Raw genomic sequence first — 14,785 nt, 5'->3', positions numbered from 1 at the left:
CTACGGATACCTTGCTCACCCTGGAGTGAAGTTACCGTAGGTAACGCCGTGTTGCAGGGAGGGGTGGGCCGAGATGAGCACCCAGAGGGCGGACAAGGGGTCGGTGGCGGTTCCGGAGCGAACGTGAATTTCCGTCAGGTAACCCTCGACGTCGCACATCCCCGGCCCCGGATCGCCCCCGAACCCGCACGAACCCGCCACAGGCGGGCCGTACGATCCCGAGTCTGAACCGGTGGTGACTCCCGATCCCGGAAAGCGCGTCGGCGACGCCGGTGAGCGCCTCGGTGTGCGAGGCACGTACGTCATCGCAGCAAGCAGTTCCGCTGCACGCCCGAGGAGTCGCCCGTGTCCGCTGTTCCTTCCTCCGCCGTTCCCCTCTCCTCTGCCGCATCCTCTGCCGCATCCTCCACCGCCACCGGTGCCGCCCACGGCGCCCCCGTCCTGGTCGAGCCGGAGACGCGGTGGCTGGACGGGGTCGTACGGGAGGCGGCGGTACCGCCGTTCGCGAAACCGGTACGGCACGGATCGCTCGCCGACCTGCCCTTCGACAACGCGCACGCGGTCCCGGACGCGGTGGTCCTGAGCCGCCGCACCGGACGGACCAAGGGCGCGGGGGAGGGCAGTTGGACGGACGTGACGGCCGCCGAGTTCGCCGGCCAGGTCATGGCGGTGGCCAAGGGTCTCATCGCCGAGGGCCTGACTCCGGGCGACCGGATCGCCGTCATGGCCCGCACGATCTACGAGTGGACGGTCCTCGACTTCGCCGCATGGGCGGCCGGACTGGTCACCGTCCCCGTCTACCCCACGTCCTCCGTCTTCCAGACCCGCTGGATCCTGCACGACTCGGGCGCCGTCGCCCTGATCACGGAAACGACCGCCCAGGCCGCCGCCATCGGCCCCGAACTGGAGCACCTCCCCGACCTCCGGCATCTGTGGGTCGTGGAGAAGGGCCACGTCGAACGGCTCGCGGAGGCCGGCCCGCACCTTTCGGACCAGGAGGTGGAGGTACGCCGGGGAGTCCTCGGCCCGGGCAGCCTCGCCACCCTGATCTACACCTCCGGCACCACCGGCCGGCCCAAGGGCTGCGCCCTCACCCACGGCAACTTCTTCGCCGAGGTGGACAACGCCATCGAGCTGCTCTACCCGGTCTTCAAGGCCCGGACCAGTGAAGAAGCCTCCGTCCTCCTCTTCCTCCCCATGTCCCACGTCTTCGGCCGTATGGTCGCCGTCGCCTGCGTCCGGGCCCGGGTGCGGCTGGGCCACGCGCCGAGCCTGAAGGCCGAGGAACTGCTCGAGGACCTGGCGAGCTTCCGGCCCACCTGCCTGCTGGCCATCCCGTACATGCTGGAGAAGATCTTCAACACCGCCCGCGCCGGGGCGGAGGCGGGCAGGAGGGCCCCCGCCTTCGACCGCGCGGCCTCGGTGGCACGCCGCTACGGAGAGGCGGTCGACGCCCACCACACCGGTGTGGGCCAGGGCCCGAGCGGCTCACTGAAGATCGCCCGCGCCTTCTACGACCCGCTGGTCTACCGCCGCATCCGCAACGCCATGGGCGGCAGGGTCCGCTACGCCATCTGCGGCGGCTCCCCGCTCGGCCGCCGCCTGGCCGCGTTCTACGCCGGCGCCGGCATCGAGATCTTCGAGGGCTACGGGCTCACCGAGACCACGGGCGCGTCCACGATCACGCCGCCGCTCCAGCCCCGCCTCGGCACGGTGGGCTGGCCGCTGCCCGGCACCCGGATCCGTATCGCGGCGGACGGCGAGATCCTCGTCGCGGGCGAGCACGTACTGCGCGGCTACTGGGACCCCCAGGCCGGCGGAGTCGTCCCCGCGGCCCCCGACGGCTGGCTCGCGACGGGCGACCTCGGCCGGCTGGACGACGAGGGCTACCTGATCATCACCGGCCGCAAGAAGGAGATGCTGATCACGGCGGGCGGCAAGAGCGTCGCCCCGGCACCGTTGGAGAACTGGCTCCGCTCCCACCCCCTGATCTCCCAGTGCCTGGTCCTGGGCGACGGCCGCCCCTACGTCTCCGCGCTGGTCACCCTGGACCTCGACGGCATCACCCACTGGTGCCGGATGAACGGCAGGCACCCGGTCCCGGCCGAACTCCTGGTGGACGACGAGGAGCTGCGCGCGGTCCTGCAACGTGCGATCGACGAGGCCAACAGGATGCTCTCCCGCCCCGAATCCATCCGCCGCTTCGCCGTCCTTCCCCACGACTTCACCGAGGACACGGGCCATCTGACCCCGTCCATGAAACTGCGGCGCGACGCGATCCTCCGCGACTTCGCGGAGGAGGTGGAGGGGCTGTACAGGGGGTAGTGGGAAGGGGGAAGAAAGGGGAAGACGGCTCACGAGCCGTCGGCGGGCGGCGTGCGGGCGATCAGGAAGGCCTGAGGGGTCGACTCGCCCTGCGCCTCGTCCGCCGCGCGTTCGGAACGCAGGACGAGGGTGAACCCGGCCTCCTCCAGGAGGTCCGCCATCCGGTCCGGGCGGCGGCGCAGGAAGTCCAGGACGACCGGGTGACCGAACGGACGCTCGAGGCGTCGGGCTTTCTCGCCGGCCTGGAAGGCGAGCAGCAGATGTCCCCCGGGTGCCAGGATCCGGCGGAATCCGGCGAACAGGGCCGGCAGGTCGTCCTGCGGGGTGTGGATGCTGGAGTACCAGGAGACGACGCCGGCCAGGCTGCCGTCGGGGAGGCCCGGCTCCAGCATCGAGCCCTGTTCGAAACGCAGGCCCGGGTTCTCGCGGCGGGCGATCCCGATCATCGATTCCGACAGGTCGAGGCCGAAGGCGTCCAGGCCGCAGGAGGCCAGGTGGGCCGTCACCCATCCGGGGCCGCACCCCAGGTCGGCGACCTCACCGCCGGCCCCGACGAGCCCGGCGAACCCGGTCAGCAGCGCCAGCTCCAGCGGCTGTGCGGCGAAAACGTCACGGAAGTGGTCGGCGTAGTCCTCGGCGATGGCGTCGTAGAAGGCGCGGGTGGCATCGGTCACGGGCAGGGAGCCTAGCCGCCGCCGCTGGCAGGGGGTGTGCGCGTGGTTCTGACGCGGGGGGCCGGGGAAAAGGCAGGAGCCCCTTTCGCCTGACGGCGAGGGGCTCCTTGGGTACTGCTAGTCGTTCCCGGATCGGCGAGGATCAGACCGGGGTGACGTTCTCCGCCTGCGGGCCCTTGGGGCCCTGAGTGACGTCGAAGGACACCTGCTGGTTCTCCTCGAGGGAGCGGAAGCCGCTCGCGTTGATCGCGGAGTAGTGGACGAAGACGTCGGGGCCGCCGCCTTCCTGGGCGATGAAACCAAAGCCCTTTTCGGCGTTGAACCACTTCACGGTTCCGGTAGCCATAAGCCCTCCTTGGGCCCAAAGGGTTGCCCTGCTCCAGAACCCAGCAAGTGTGAAGACCAATTCCGCACAATCGCATCCGTCTGAGAACGACGAGAGCCCGCGGTCACATGCTCCGCAGGCTCTGTACTGCAAGGGAAACCAAACTGCAACTTGCGGACGAGCCTAGCACGCGACCGCCCGCGCGCAATAGAGGTCAAGATCACGTCACCCGAATGTTTCAACGTCACTGCCGTCCCGCGCGTGGGGGCGGATGTCGAACGGTTGTCGGGCAGCTGTCGGGCGGATGCCGAGGTGATGGCGGATCGATGTCAGGTATATGCCGGACCGGTGCCGGCATATGCCCGACGGGTGCGGAGCCGATGTCGGGGCCCGGAGCGTCCACTCCACGGCGTGAGGGCTAGCCTCGCGATGTGGACAATCCTCGCACCCGGCCGCGCGTCGGACACATTCAGTTCCTGAACTGCATGCCCCTCTACTGGGGGCTCGCGAGAACGGGCACTCTCCTCGACTTCGAGCTGTCGAAGGACACCCCCGAGAAGCTCAGCGAGAAGCTCGTACAGGGAGATCTCGACATCGGGCCGATCACCCTGGTCGAGTTCCTCAAGCACGCCGACCAGCTGGTCGCCTTCCCCGACATCGCCGTCGGCTGCGACGGCCCGGTGATGTCGTGCGTGATCGTCTCGCAGGTCCCACTGGAGCGGCTGGACGGCGCCCGGGTCGCTCTCGGCTCGACCTCGCGCACCTCCGTACGCCTCGCCCAGCTCCTGCTCGCCGAGCGGTACGGCGTGAAGCCCGACTACTACACGTGCCCGCCCGACCTCAGTCTGATGATGCAGGAGGCCGACGCGGCCGTCCTCATCGGCGACGCGGCACTGCGCGCGAACATGGTCGAGGGGCCCCGCTACGGGCTCGACGTGCACGACCTGGGCGCGCTGTGGAAGGAGTGGACGGGGCTGCCGTTCGTGTTCGCCGTCTGGGCGGCGCGCCGCGACTACCTGGAGCGCGAGCCGGTCATCACCCGCCAGGTGCACGAGGCCTTCCTCGCCTCCCGCAACCTCTCCCTGGAGGAGGTCGGCAAGGTCGCCGAGCAGGCGGCCCGCTGGGAGGCCTTCGACGAGAAGACCCTGGCCCGGTACTTCACCACCCTCGACTTCAGCTTCGGGTCCCCGCAGCTGGCGGCGGTCACCGAGTTCGCCCGCCGGGTGGGGCCGACGACGGGCTTCGCGGCGGACGTGAAGGTCGACCTGCTGCAGCCGTGAGGCCGCGGCGACGGCCCGTTACCCTGCTGGCAGACGCCTGGGTACGGGCGGCACGGGGGAGGGGTGGACGGGGTGGACTCCATGCGGCCGCTCGATGACGACGAGCCCGCGGCCGTGGGGCCGTACCGGCTGCTCGGCAGGCTCGGCGCGGGCGGCATGGGCCGGGTCTACCTGGGCCGCAGCGCCGGCGGCCGTACGGTCGCGGTCAAGATCGTGCACCCGCACTTCGCGCTGGACGAGGAGTTCCGCGCCAGGTTCCGGCGCGAGGTCGAGGCCGCGCGCCGGGTGGGCGGCGCCTGGACGGCCCCCGTCCTGGACGCCGACCCCGACGCCCGGGTGCCGTGGGTCGCCACCGCCTACGCCGCGGGCCCGTCCCTCACGGCGGCGGTCACGCACGGCGGCCCCCTGCCCGCCCACACCGTACGGGTGTTGGGCGCGGGCCTGGGCGAGGCGCTGGCGGCGGTGCACGAACTGGGCCTGGTGCACAGGGACGTGAAGCCGTCGAACGTCCTCCTCACCCTGGACGGCCCGCTGTTGATCGACTTCGGCATCACCCGGGCGATGGACGGTACGGCCTCCCTCACCTCGACCGGCGTGTCCATCGGTTCGCCCGGTTACATGTCGCCCGAGCAGATCCTGGGCAAGGGCGTCACGGGCGCGGCGGACGTCTTCTCGCTGGGAGCCGTGCTGGCGTACGCGGCGACGGGTGAGCCGCCGTTCCGCGGCGACTCCTCGGCGGCGCTGCTCTACAAGGTCGTCCACGAGCCTCCGGAACTGGGCGACTTGGGCGACTTGAGCGGATGGGACGGCTCGGGCGACCAGGTACGGGAACTGGTGGCCGCCTGCCTGGACAAGAACCCCGGAGCCCGCCCGGCCCCGGCGGAGGTGGCCCGGCGGCTGGCCCCCGAGGGCGGCGCGGCCCGGCTGGTGGCGGGCGGGTGGCTGCCGGGGGCGCTGGTCGAGCAGGTGAGCCGGTCGGCGGTGCGGTTGCTGAACCTGGAGGCGGGACGGGACGACGAGGCGACGGCCGACCCGGAGTCCGGCCCCGTGGACTTCAGCAGCCCGTCGGTGGACGGCACCGGACCGGCGGGGGCCCGGGCGCCCGGCACCTCGGGTGCGTCCGGTGCGTCCGGTTCCGGGACGTTCGGCCCGCCGCCGGTGATGCCGGGGCAGCCGGTGCCCGCGGCGGTGTCGGACACATCGGCTGCCCCCGCCCACCCGCCGGCCCCCGCTGCCGTACCCGGCCCCCGGGACCCGCACCCGCCCACCCGGCCCGACGGCGGACACCGCCCCGGCCGGCTCTCGCTCTCCGTCGCGGCCACCTCCGACAAGGGGCAGGCCGACCGGGGGCGCCGGATGAGCTGCACGGTGGCCCTGGCCGTGGCGGGGGCGCTGGCCGCGGTGACCGTCGGATCGGTGTTCGTGCTCGACCTGCTGCCGGGCGACTCCGCCGATTCCGACCGCGGCGCCCAGTCGGAGGCGCCGGCCGCCGCGGTCCCCACCGCCTACCTGGGCACCTGGGAGGGCCAGGCCGACTCGCGGGAGGGCATCGCCATTCCCCTGGGCACCTTCCGGGTGACGGTCAGGCAGGCGGAGGTCGGCGAGCAGGTGGCCACGCTCCGGCACACCGACATCTTCGGCGGCGTCTGCGACGACGTCCTCACCCTGAAGCAGGTCACGAAGAAGCGGCTCGTCGCGACCTCCGTCGGCGCGAAGTCCAACCGCGACGTCTGCAACCAGGCCCGCCACACGGTCCACCTCACCCCGACCGGCGACGACCTCGTATACGAGTCCGACAGCAAGGACTCGGGCAGCCCGAAGGCACGGCTGTCGAAGATCGGGTAGCTGCCTCCCCGCTTTTTCCGGCCGCTTTCCGTCGCGGGCACGACGGCATACCCGCCCCTCACCTTTTCCACCCCGGAGCCGACCGCCGACGCGATCGCCGGCTCGCTGACCTGGACGGAGTGACCACGGAGATGACCGACGACCTGTCGAACCTCGGTCTGGAGTGCTCGGAGGACTGGGTGCCGTTTCCCGTGTCCGGCACGCTGGACCTGGACCACTGGGCCAAGTACCGGGCGAAGGACCTTGTCGAACGGTACGAACGCGACGGGGAAAAGGGCAACGCCCGCCTGCTGGCCCGCGACCTCAAGCGCGCGGCGGCCGACTGCCGTACTCGCGACCCCCTCGGAGCCTTCGGCTGGTACGTCAGCGGGTATCAGTCGGTGGCCGCCGTCTTGGAGCTCGACGCCATCCGGCCGGACGACACCTACCCCGAGGTGACCCTCTCCCTGCTCACCGAGTCCATGTCGGCGCGGGACTTCGGCGAACCGGACGTCCGCGAGACGCGGCTGCCCCTCGGTGATGCCGTGCGCATCCGCCAGAACGTCTTCGAGGACGGGAAACGCCTCCTCGGACCGCGTCCCGTGATCCGCACCCTCTTCTACGGCGTCCGACCGGAGACAGCGGAGGCGGCCGTCACCCTCCTGGTGTCCTGGAAGGAGCCGGTCCTGGACGAGCCCCTGGAGGGCATCGTGGACGGCATCGCGCGGACGCTGTCGCTCTGACGCGCGTTCCGGGGTTGCCCGGTTCTGGAACATCCCGAGGATCTGCACACCGTTCACAGTGGAGCCGTATGACGGGCACGAGTGCCGGGAAAGCCCTCTCGCATTCCCTTCCAGAGCCGCCGACGGGCTGCTTACGGGCGAGTACGAGTGAAGGAAGTGGGGGGCTCGGCGGACTGCTTCGCCACACTCGTGAATTCCGCGACGATCGGCTGGGGAATATGGTTCGCGCGCCGCTGGTCACCTCATTCCTCGCATGCTTTGATCAGGTCGTGCGGTTCGCCGGAAGATAATCCCGGGTTCGGGAATCCGGAGAAATCCGCCCCTGCTCATTGTTGATACGAAGGGAAACGCGCGCCATGAACCTCGTCCCCCAGGTCGCGACCGCCGAAATCTCCGACGCCGATCTGGACTCCGTCTCCGGCGGTCAGGCGGGCGTCGGCCCCGCGGCCGACCCCGGTCTCGGTGTCCACGCCGGGGCGGGCGCCCTCGGTGTCCACGCCGAGGTCGGCGACATCGGCGTCACCGCAGGCCTGGGTGCCTCCGTCTCCCCCGAGGGCCTCTCTGCGGCCGGCGCCCTCGCCGTCACCCGGTACTGACAGAACACGCCCCGTGTGGGCCCCGGTTCCGTCCTGGAGCCGGGGCCCACGGCGCATCTGCGGGGCGGTGCGCCACGGATACGGCGAAGGGGCGCTGTTCATCGCCCATACCGCCCCGCTCGTCCTTGACCTTCGTTTTGTCCTTGACCTGCTTGGTGAGTTCATCACTTCGTTTTCCGAGGTTTGCAGAGGTGGGCGGGACTGTTCCTGCGCGGGGAGCCGTTCACTCCCGGCGACTTGACGGGCTGGAGTATTCCCGAGGCGGCCGACGGCGCCCCCGGATATCGTCACCTTCTCTTCCGGGCAAGGCGGGGAGGGCTTCCAGGAGGAGCACGGCTGCGCTCTCGACACCTCGGGACAAGGGCCGTACGCGGTCTTCTGCCGCCTCCACGCGCAGCCGCTGCACGTGACGACGGTGTCCGGGGTGCGAACCGGGTCGACGGAGTCCGAGACCTCCGGGGTCGGCAGCCGTCGGCCAGGGGCGGCAACCGGGTCGATCTCGTGTGGTGTGACCTTGTGGCGGGGTGACGTGTTGATCATGCCGACCGGGAAGGGGAGCCGGTGGTCGGCTCGTCGCAGACGGGACCTGATGCGGACGGTGTCCCGCCGGGTGGTGTGGGGGACCTTTGCGGTCCCTGCGCTGCGGGGCCGGAGACGGGTGCCGTGCCGAGAGGCCGCCGTCCCACCGGGCGGTCGCGGAACACCGTCCGCACGAGCAGCTGACCGCCCCCGGCACGGAGGGCTTTGAGCAGAGCTGCCGTGAAGGGTCGGCGCAGAGCGTCATTCTGCGGCTGTTCCCTTGGCGTGGGATCGATGCGCCGGATAACGTCCGCGGGGGGCGGGCCAGTGGGGACCTCGGCGACCCGGAACGGCTCACCGCCCTCGCCGCCGACCTCATGGGCCGCAGCGGCGGGACGAGCGCGGAGGCACGGGTGCGGAGGGGATGAGCAGGGTGGGGACGAGCGCGGCGGGGACGAGTACAGGGTGACGACCGGTCTGCTGGTCGCGGCCGCCGCGCTGTGGGGCGCGGCGGCGGGTGCGCTGCTGCCGCGGGCGGCCTACCGGTTCGCCGTACCGGCGGGGGAGGAATGGCGGGCGGTCTGCCCCGCGGACCACCCCCTCGCGGGCTGGCTCGGAGCGGCCCGGTGCGGGCGGTGTGCGACGGCGCCCCCGTACGGCTCGAGCACCGCCCTCGTCGTCGTCACCGCCCTTGTCTGCGCCGCCCTCGCCGCCGCCACCGGCACGCGGCCCGAGGTGGGCGTCTGGCTGCTGCTCGCGCCCGTCGGTGTGCTGCTGGCGGTCGTCGACTTCCGGGTCCAGCGGCTGCCCGACCCGCTCACCCTCCCGTTCGCCGGAGCCGCCCTCGCCCTGCTCGGTCCGGTCACCCTCGTTCCCGAGCACGCGGGCGAGTGGACGACTGCCCTGCTGGGCGCCCTCGCGCTCGGCGCCGGCTACTTCGTCCTGTTCCTCGTCAACCCGGGCGGCATGGGTTTCGGCGACGTGAAGCTCGCCCTCGGCGCGGGGGCCGTCCTCGGCTGGTACGGCTGGCCCACCGTGCTGCTCGGCACCTTCGCCGGGTTCCTGTTCGGGGCGCTGTACGGCGGCGCCCTCGTCGTCGCGCGGCGGGCGGGGCGCAAGACGGCCATACCGTTCGGGCCGTTCCTGATCGCCGGCGCGTTCGCCGGGTTGCTGATCGGCGCGTACACGGCCTGACGTCGGGTGCCGTGGACCGCTGGCGTAGGCTGGTCCAGCCCGTCTGCAACCCTTACGAACCTTACGAACCTTACGAAAGGGACGCCCGGTGACCGAGAAGGCCGACCTTCAGCCCATCCTCGACCGTGCTGCCGCAGGTGGGCGGATCACCCCCGAAGAGGCGCTCGACCTCTACCGCGACGCCCCGTTGCACGCGCTGGGCGCCGCCGCCGACGCCGTACGCCGCCGCCGGTACGCCGGGACCGAGCACATCGCGACGTACATCATCGAGCGCAACATCAACTACACGAACGTGTGCGTCACGGCGTGCAGGTTCTGCGCCTTCTACGCCGCGCCCAAGGACACCGCCAAGGGCTGGACCCGCGACCTCGACGACATCCTGCGGCGCTGCGCCGAGACCGTCGAACTCGGCGGTACGCAGATCATGTTCCAGGGCGGCCACCACCCGGACTACGGCGTCGAGTACTACGAGAAGCACTTCGCCGCCATCAAGAAGGAGTTCCCGCAGCTCGTCATCCACAGCCTGGGGGCGAGCGAGGTCGAGCACATGGCCCGGATCTCGAAGGTGTCGGTCGAGGAGGCCATCACGCGCATCCACGCGGCCGGGCTCGACTCCTTCGCCGGGGCAGGCGCCGAACTGCTGCCCGAGCGGCCGCGCAAGGCCATCGCGCCGCTGAAGGAGTCCGGCGAACGCTGGCTGGAGATCATGGAGATCGCGCACGGGCTGGGCGTCGAGTCGACGTCCACCATGCTGATGGGCACCGGCGAGACCAACGCCGAGCGCATCGAGCACCTGCGCATGATCCGGGACGTGCAGGACCGCACGGGCGGCTTCCGCGCCTTCATCCCGTACACCTACCAGCCCGAGAACAACCACCTGAAGGGCCGCACCCAGGCCACGATCTTCGAGTACCTGCGGATGATCGCCATCGCCCGGCTGTTCTTCGACAACGTCGCCCACATCCAGGGCTCCTGGCTGACCACGGGCAAGGAGGTCGGCCAGCTCTCGATGCACTACGGGGCGGACGACCTCGGCTCGATCATGCTGGAGGAGAACGTCGTCTCCTCCGCCGGCGCCAAGCACCGCTCCAACCGACTGGAGATCATCGACCTGATCCGCAAGGCGGGCCGGGTCCCCGCGCAGCGGAGCACGACGTACGAGCACATCGTGGTGCACGACGACCCGGCCGACGACCCGGTCGACGAGCGCGTCGTCTCACACATCTCGTCCACGGCGATCGAGGGCGGCACGGCCCACCCGGAGCTGAAGCTGCTCCCCGCGAACTGACGCGACCGTGCTCACGATCCACGTCGCCGAGGCCACGCCCGAACTGGCCGTCCTGATCGACGGCGCGCTCGTCGCCGCCGTCGGCCCGTACGAGGAGCTGGCCGCCGCCCGTCCGCAGGCGCGGGTGCGGCGGTGGCCCGGCATCCTCACCCCCGGGTTGCTCAACCCCTACGGGCCCGAGCTGCTCGAAGGGACCTACCACCCGGACCCGCGCGAGGCCGGCGAGTTCGGCACCGAGCCGATCACCGGGGAGCGGGCGCAGGCGATCTTCCGCGCCGACGAGTCACGGCGCGGCGCCAGTGCGCGCCGCGGGGTGCAGCGGCTGCTGGCGCACGGAACGGTCGCCGTCGCGGGCGAGCTGCGCAGCCGACCGGTCCTGGACGCCGTTCGCCGGGCCGGACTCGTGGTGGGCGCTCGCCCGGCGCACCTTCCGGGGCCGCCGTCCTTCTCGCCGGTGCCGCTCGTCCTGCTGCCGAGGCCGGTTCCGGGCGGCCCTGCCCGGTTCGCGGTGTTCGACGTGGCGGACCGGGCCGAGCTGGTCCGCCACGGGGCGTCGACCTGCGTGGCCACCGTCGTCGGCGGCCGGCTGGTGCACCGGCGCCGCTGACGGGCCGACCGAGGCCGGGGGACCCACCGAGGCAGCGAGGCAGCGAGGCAGCGAGACAGAGGGGACCGACTGAGACAATGACATACACACCGCTCCTGAGACAGCCCCGTACCCGGACAAGTGAGGCCGAACGACCGTGACCCGCGCATCCCTGGACAAGCAGCCGCACGAAGTCGCCTCGATGTTCGACGACGTGGCGGAACGGTACGACCTGACGAATGACGTGCTGTCGCTCGGTCAGGACCGGATCTGGCGCAAGGAGGTGGCGAAGGCGGTCGACGCGCGTCCCGCGCAGAAGGTCCTGGACCTGGCGGCCGGCACGGGCACGTCCTCGGAGCCCTTCGCGCGGACCGGCGCCTACGTCGTCCCCTGCGACTTCTCCCTCGGCATGCTCCGGGTCGGCAAGCAACGCCGGAACTGGCTGCCCTACACCGCCGGCGACGCGACCCGGCTGCCGTTCAAGGACGACGTCTTCGACGCCGTCACCATCTCCTTCGGGCTGCGCAACGTCCAGGAGACGGACGCCGCGCTGCGCGAGATGCACCGGGTGACCCGGCCCGGCGGGCGGATCGTCATCTGCGAGTTCTCGCACCCCACGTGGGCGCCGTTCCGCACCGTCTACACCGAGTACCTGATGCGCGCGCTGCCGCCGGTCGCGCGGTCGGTGTCGTCGAACCCCGACGCGTACGTCTACCTCGCCGAGTCCATCCGGTCCTGGCCCGACCAGCCCGCCCTGGCCGAGCGGCTGCGGGGCGCCGGCTGGACGAAGGTGGCGTGGCGCAACCTCACGGGCGGTGTGGTCGCGCTGCACCGGGGCTTCAAGGCCGGCTGAGGACGGCCGCGCAGGGGGCGGCCGGCTCACGGGGTTCCTCCAGTTCGCGCCGGAGGCCGCCGCCGGGCGGTACGGGTGCGCGCGGCTCGCGCACCCCTCCTCCGCCCTCTCCCTCACCGAAGTCGAACCACACATGGACCAGGGAACCCCTGGGCACCTCGACGCCCGGCTGCGGATACTGGCGTACGACGTGGTCGACGACGGTGCGGCGGAAGTCCAGCCGGTCCGGCGCGTCGAGGTACAGGCCGTGTGCGCGGGCGGACTCGCGCGCGTCCACGGCCATCAGGCCGACCAGGCGCGGAACGCGCACCTCCGGTGTCCTGTCGGATGTCCTGGGTGTCACACGCACGGACGTCACCCCCCAGCGGTACCGGCAGGGTAGACCCGGCCACGCGCCGACAGGAAGCAGTGCGTGGCTATCTGTGACAATCAGTCACGGTGGGTGGTTGAAGTGGGAGTTCAGACTTCCGGTTTCCTCCGGGCCTCCGGTTTCCTCCGGGCCTCCGGTTTCCTCCGGGCCTCCGGTTTCCTCCGGGCCTCCGGTTTCCTCCGGGCCTCCGGTTTCCTCCGGGTCTCCGGTTTCAGAGGGCCAGGCGGTAGCAGTGTCCCTCCCGGCGCGAGACCGGGGTGGTGAACGTCCCGGCGAGACGCATGCCGAGCCGCCGGGTGACCGCTGCCGAGCGGGTGTTGCGGGCGTCGACCATGGCGACCACGTCCGAGACGCCCGTGGCGCGCACCCGCTCCAGGGTCTGCCGGGCGGCGGCGGTCGCGTAGCCCCTGCCCCAGTGCTCCCGGCCGAGGCGCCAGCCGATCTCGATCTCGCCCGTCGGGCCCCAGTCCTGTTCCCAGGGCTGGGCGCCCGTGAAGCCGAGGACGCGGTCCGTCTCGTCGACCATGGTCCACAGGCAGAACCCGCGCTCGGCGTCGTGCCGCCGCTGGCGGGCGGTGAGTTCCTCGTAGACCGACGGCTCCGCGGCCTCGCCGCCGTGGAACTCCATGACGTCCGGATCGGCGAAGATCCGGTGCCAGGCGAAGGCGTCCTCGTGGGTGGGCACACGGAGCCGTACAGCGGGCAGAGCTCGGTTCACGGAGGCAGCCCTTCAGCCGGGTGATCAATTCTCCTGCATAGACTGCCCGTGTCCAGTGCCTGTCGGCACGCAGATATCGAACTTGGGGAGATCCCGCCGTGACCGAGCCCCTCTCCGACAACACCGCCGACGTGATCGTCGTGGGCGCGGGGCCAGCCGGCTCCACCACCGCGTACCACCTGGCCAGGTCCGGTCTCGACGTGCTCCTGCTGGAGAAGACCGAGTTTCCGCGGGAGAAGGTCTGCGGCGACGGCCTCACCCCGCGCGCCACGAAGCAACTCGTCGCGATGGGCATCGACATCTCCGAGGAGGCGGGCTGGCTGCGCAACAAGGGCCTGCGCATCATCGGCGGCGGTGTCCGCCTCCAGCTCGACTGGCCGGAACTCGCCTCCTTCCCCGACTACGGTCTGGTCCGCAAGCGCGACGACTTCGACGAGCAGCTCGCCCGGCAGGCCCAGAAGGCCGGCGCGCGGCTGTACGAGCGCTGCAACGTGGGCGCGCCGATCATCGACGACCGCACCGGACGCATCACCGGCGTGAAGGCCAAGCTCGGCGAGGAGAAGCGGGAAGTCACCTTCCACGCCCCGCTGGTGGTGGCCGCCGACGGCAACTCCACCCGGCTGTCCCTGGCGATGGGGCTGCACCGACGCGAGGACCGCCCGATGGGTGTCGCGGTCCGTACGTACTTCACCTCGCCCCGCCACGACGACGACTACCTGGAGTCCTGGCTGGAACTGTGGGACCGCCGCGGCGCGCAGGACCGGCTGCTGCCCGGCTACGGCTGGATCTTCGGCATGGGCGACGGGACGAGCAACGTCGGCCTGGGGGTGCTCAACACCTCGGCCTCCTTCAAGGAACTGGACTGGCGCGAGATCCTGAAGGCCTGGTGCGCCTCGATGCCCGAGGACTGGGGCTACACCCCGGACAACATGACCGGCCCGATCCGCGGCGCCGCGCTCCCGATGGCCTTCAACCGCCAGCCGCACTACACGCGCGGGCTGTTGCTCGTCGGTGACGCGGGCGGTCTGGTGAACCCCTTCAACGGCGAGGGCATCGCCTACGCCATGGAGTCCGCGCAGATCGCCGCCGAGGTCATCGTCCAGGCGCACGCCCGGACGACGCCGGCCCAGCGGGAGATCGCCCTCCAGCGCTACCCGCGCGTCCTGAAGGACACCTACGGCGGCTACTACACGCTCGGCCGCGCGTTCGTGAAGCTCATCGGCAATCCGAAGGTCATGCAGATCGCGGCCCAGCGCGGGCTGACGCACCCGATGCTGATGAAGTTCACCCTGAAGCTGCTCGCCAACCTGACGGACCCGACGGGCGGCGACGCGATGGACCGCGTCATCAACGGTCTGAGCAAGGTGGCGCCGAAGGCGTGACGCGGCGGCGGTGACCGGCGCGGTATGCGTGATCGTGATCACTGCGTGACGCGTTCGTGGACAACTGATCGACAGCGGCCGGTGTCGAACGGGACGTAACCGCTACAG

General features: G+C 71.3%; 14 protein-coding genes. 10 read left to right on the top strand and 4 right to left on the bottom strand.

The window, feature by feature from the left end:
- Positions 1-345 precede the first annotated feature (345 nt).
- Positions 346-2,325, top strand: coding sequence for an AMP-dependent synthetase/ligase (locus tag AC6F7H_RS10635; protein ID WP_500756745.1), 1,980 nt, complete (start codon positions 346-348; stop codon positions 2,323-2,325).
- 29 nt (positions 2,326-2,354) lie between these two features.
- On the opposite strand, the gene AC6F7H_RS10630 is transcribed toward AC6F7H_RS10635, so the two are convergent.
- Both AC6F7H_RS10630 and AC6F7H_RS10625 read right to left on the bottom strand, forming a co-directional pair.
- Complete coding sequence (locus AC6F7H_RS10630; RefSeq protein ID WP_500756744.1) at positions 2,355-2,999, bottom strand: class I SAM-dependent DNA methyltransferase; 645 nt, start codon at positions 2,997-2,999, stop codon at positions 2,355-2,357.
- 142 nt (positions 3,000-3,141) lie between these two features.
- Positions 3,142-3,345, bottom strand: a complete 204-nt coding sequence (locus AC6F7H_RS10625) for a cold-shock protein (RefSeq protein ID WP_003992177.1) — start codon at positions 3,343-3,345, stop codon at positions 3,142-3,144.
- Positions 3,346-3,755: 410 nt separating this feature from the next.
- Between AC6F7H_RS10625 and AC6F7H_RS10620 the strand changes: the two genes are divergently transcribed.
- From AC6F7H_RS10620 to AC6F7H_RS10585, 8 genes are all read left to right on the top strand, one after another.
- Positions 3,756-4,604, top strand: a complete 849-nt coding sequence (locus AC6F7H_RS10620; protein WP_500756743.1) for a menaquinone biosynthetic enzyme MqnA/MqnD family protein — start codon at positions 3,756-3,758, stop codon at positions 4,602-4,604.
- 81 nt (positions 4,605-4,685) lie between these two features.
- On the top strand, positions 4,686-6,449 hold the full coding sequence (locus AC6F7H_RS10615) for a serine/threonine-protein kinase (protein ID WP_500756742.1): 1,764 nt from the start codon (positions 4,686-4,688) through the stop codon (positions 6,447-6,449).
- A 131-nt stretch (positions 6,450-6,580) separates the two neighbouring features.
- Positions 6,581-7,171 (top strand): hypothetical protein, encoded by a 591-nt coding sequence (locus tag AC6F7H_RS10610; protein WP_500756741.1) that lies wholly within the window; start codon positions 6,581-6,583, stop codon positions 7,169-7,171.
- 356 nt (positions 7,172-7,527) lie between these two features.
- Complete coding sequence (locus AC6F7H_RS10605; protein WP_500756740.1) at positions 7,528-7,767, top strand: hypothetical protein; 240 nt, start codon at positions 7,528-7,530, stop codon at positions 7,765-7,767.
- A gap of 984 nt (positions 7,768-8,751) precedes the next feature.
- Positions 8,752-9,480: a prepilin peptidase gene (locus tag AC6F7H_RS10600; RefSeq protein ID WP_500756739.1), complete on the top strand. Its 729-nt coding sequence runs from the start codon at positions 8,752-8,754 to the stop codon at positions 9,478-9,480.
- Positions 9,481-9,568: 88 nt separating this feature from the next.
- A complete protein-coding gene (mqnC, locus tag AC6F7H_RS10595; protein WP_500756738.1) occupies positions 9,569-10,768 on the top strand; it encodes a cyclic dehypoxanthinyl futalosine synthase in 1,200 nt (399 codons plus the stop codon).
- Positions 10,769-10,775: 7 nt separating this feature from the next.
- Complete coding sequence (locus AC6F7H_RS10590) at positions 10,776-11,375, top strand: hypothetical protein (RefSeq protein ID WP_500756737.1); 600 nt, start codon at positions 10,776-10,778, stop codon at positions 11,373-11,375.
- A gap of 136 nt (positions 11,376-11,511) precedes the next feature.
- Positions 11,512-12,207, top strand: coding sequence for a demethylmenaquinone methyltransferase (locus AC6F7H_RS10585; protein WP_500756736.1), 696 nt, complete (start codon positions 11,512-11,514; stop codon positions 12,205-12,207).
- On the opposite strand, the gene AC6F7H_RS10580 is transcribed toward AC6F7H_RS10585, so the two are convergent.
- Together AC6F7H_RS10580 and AC6F7H_RS10575 are read right to left on the bottom strand one after the other, a co-directional pair.
- The gene (locus AC6F7H_RS10580) at positions 12,194-12,490 is read right to left on the bottom strand and encodes a PASTA domain-containing protein (protein WP_500761741.1); all 297 of its coding nucleotides are present in this window, start codon (positions 12,488-12,490) and stop codon (positions 12,194-12,196) included. The two genes, AC6F7H_RS10585 and AC6F7H_RS10580, sit on opposite strands and share 14 nt — an antisense overlap.
- Before the next feature lie 298 nt (positions 12,491-12,788).
- Positions 12,789-13,295 carry a GNAT family N-acetyltransferase gene (locus AC6F7H_RS10575; protein ID WP_500756735.1) on the bottom strand — a complete coding sequence of 169 codons (507 nt, stop codon included), beginning with the start codon at positions 13,293-13,295 and terminating at the stop codon, positions 12,789-12,791.
- Between the two features lie 98 nt (positions 13,296-13,393).
- Between AC6F7H_RS10575 and AC6F7H_RS10570 the strand changes: the two genes are divergently transcribed.
- The gene (locus AC6F7H_RS10570; protein ID WP_500756734.1) at positions 13,394-14,677 is read left to right on the top strand and encodes a geranylgeranyl reductase family protein; all 1,284 of its coding nucleotides are present in this window, start codon (positions 13,394-13,396) and stop codon (positions 14,675-14,677) included.
- The last annotated feature ends 108 nt before the right edge of the window (positions 14,678-14,785 follow it).

This window comes from Streptomyces sp. MMS24-W38, assembly GCF_059889265.1.
This window is presented reverse-complemented; position numbering and strand designations above follow the sequence as displayed.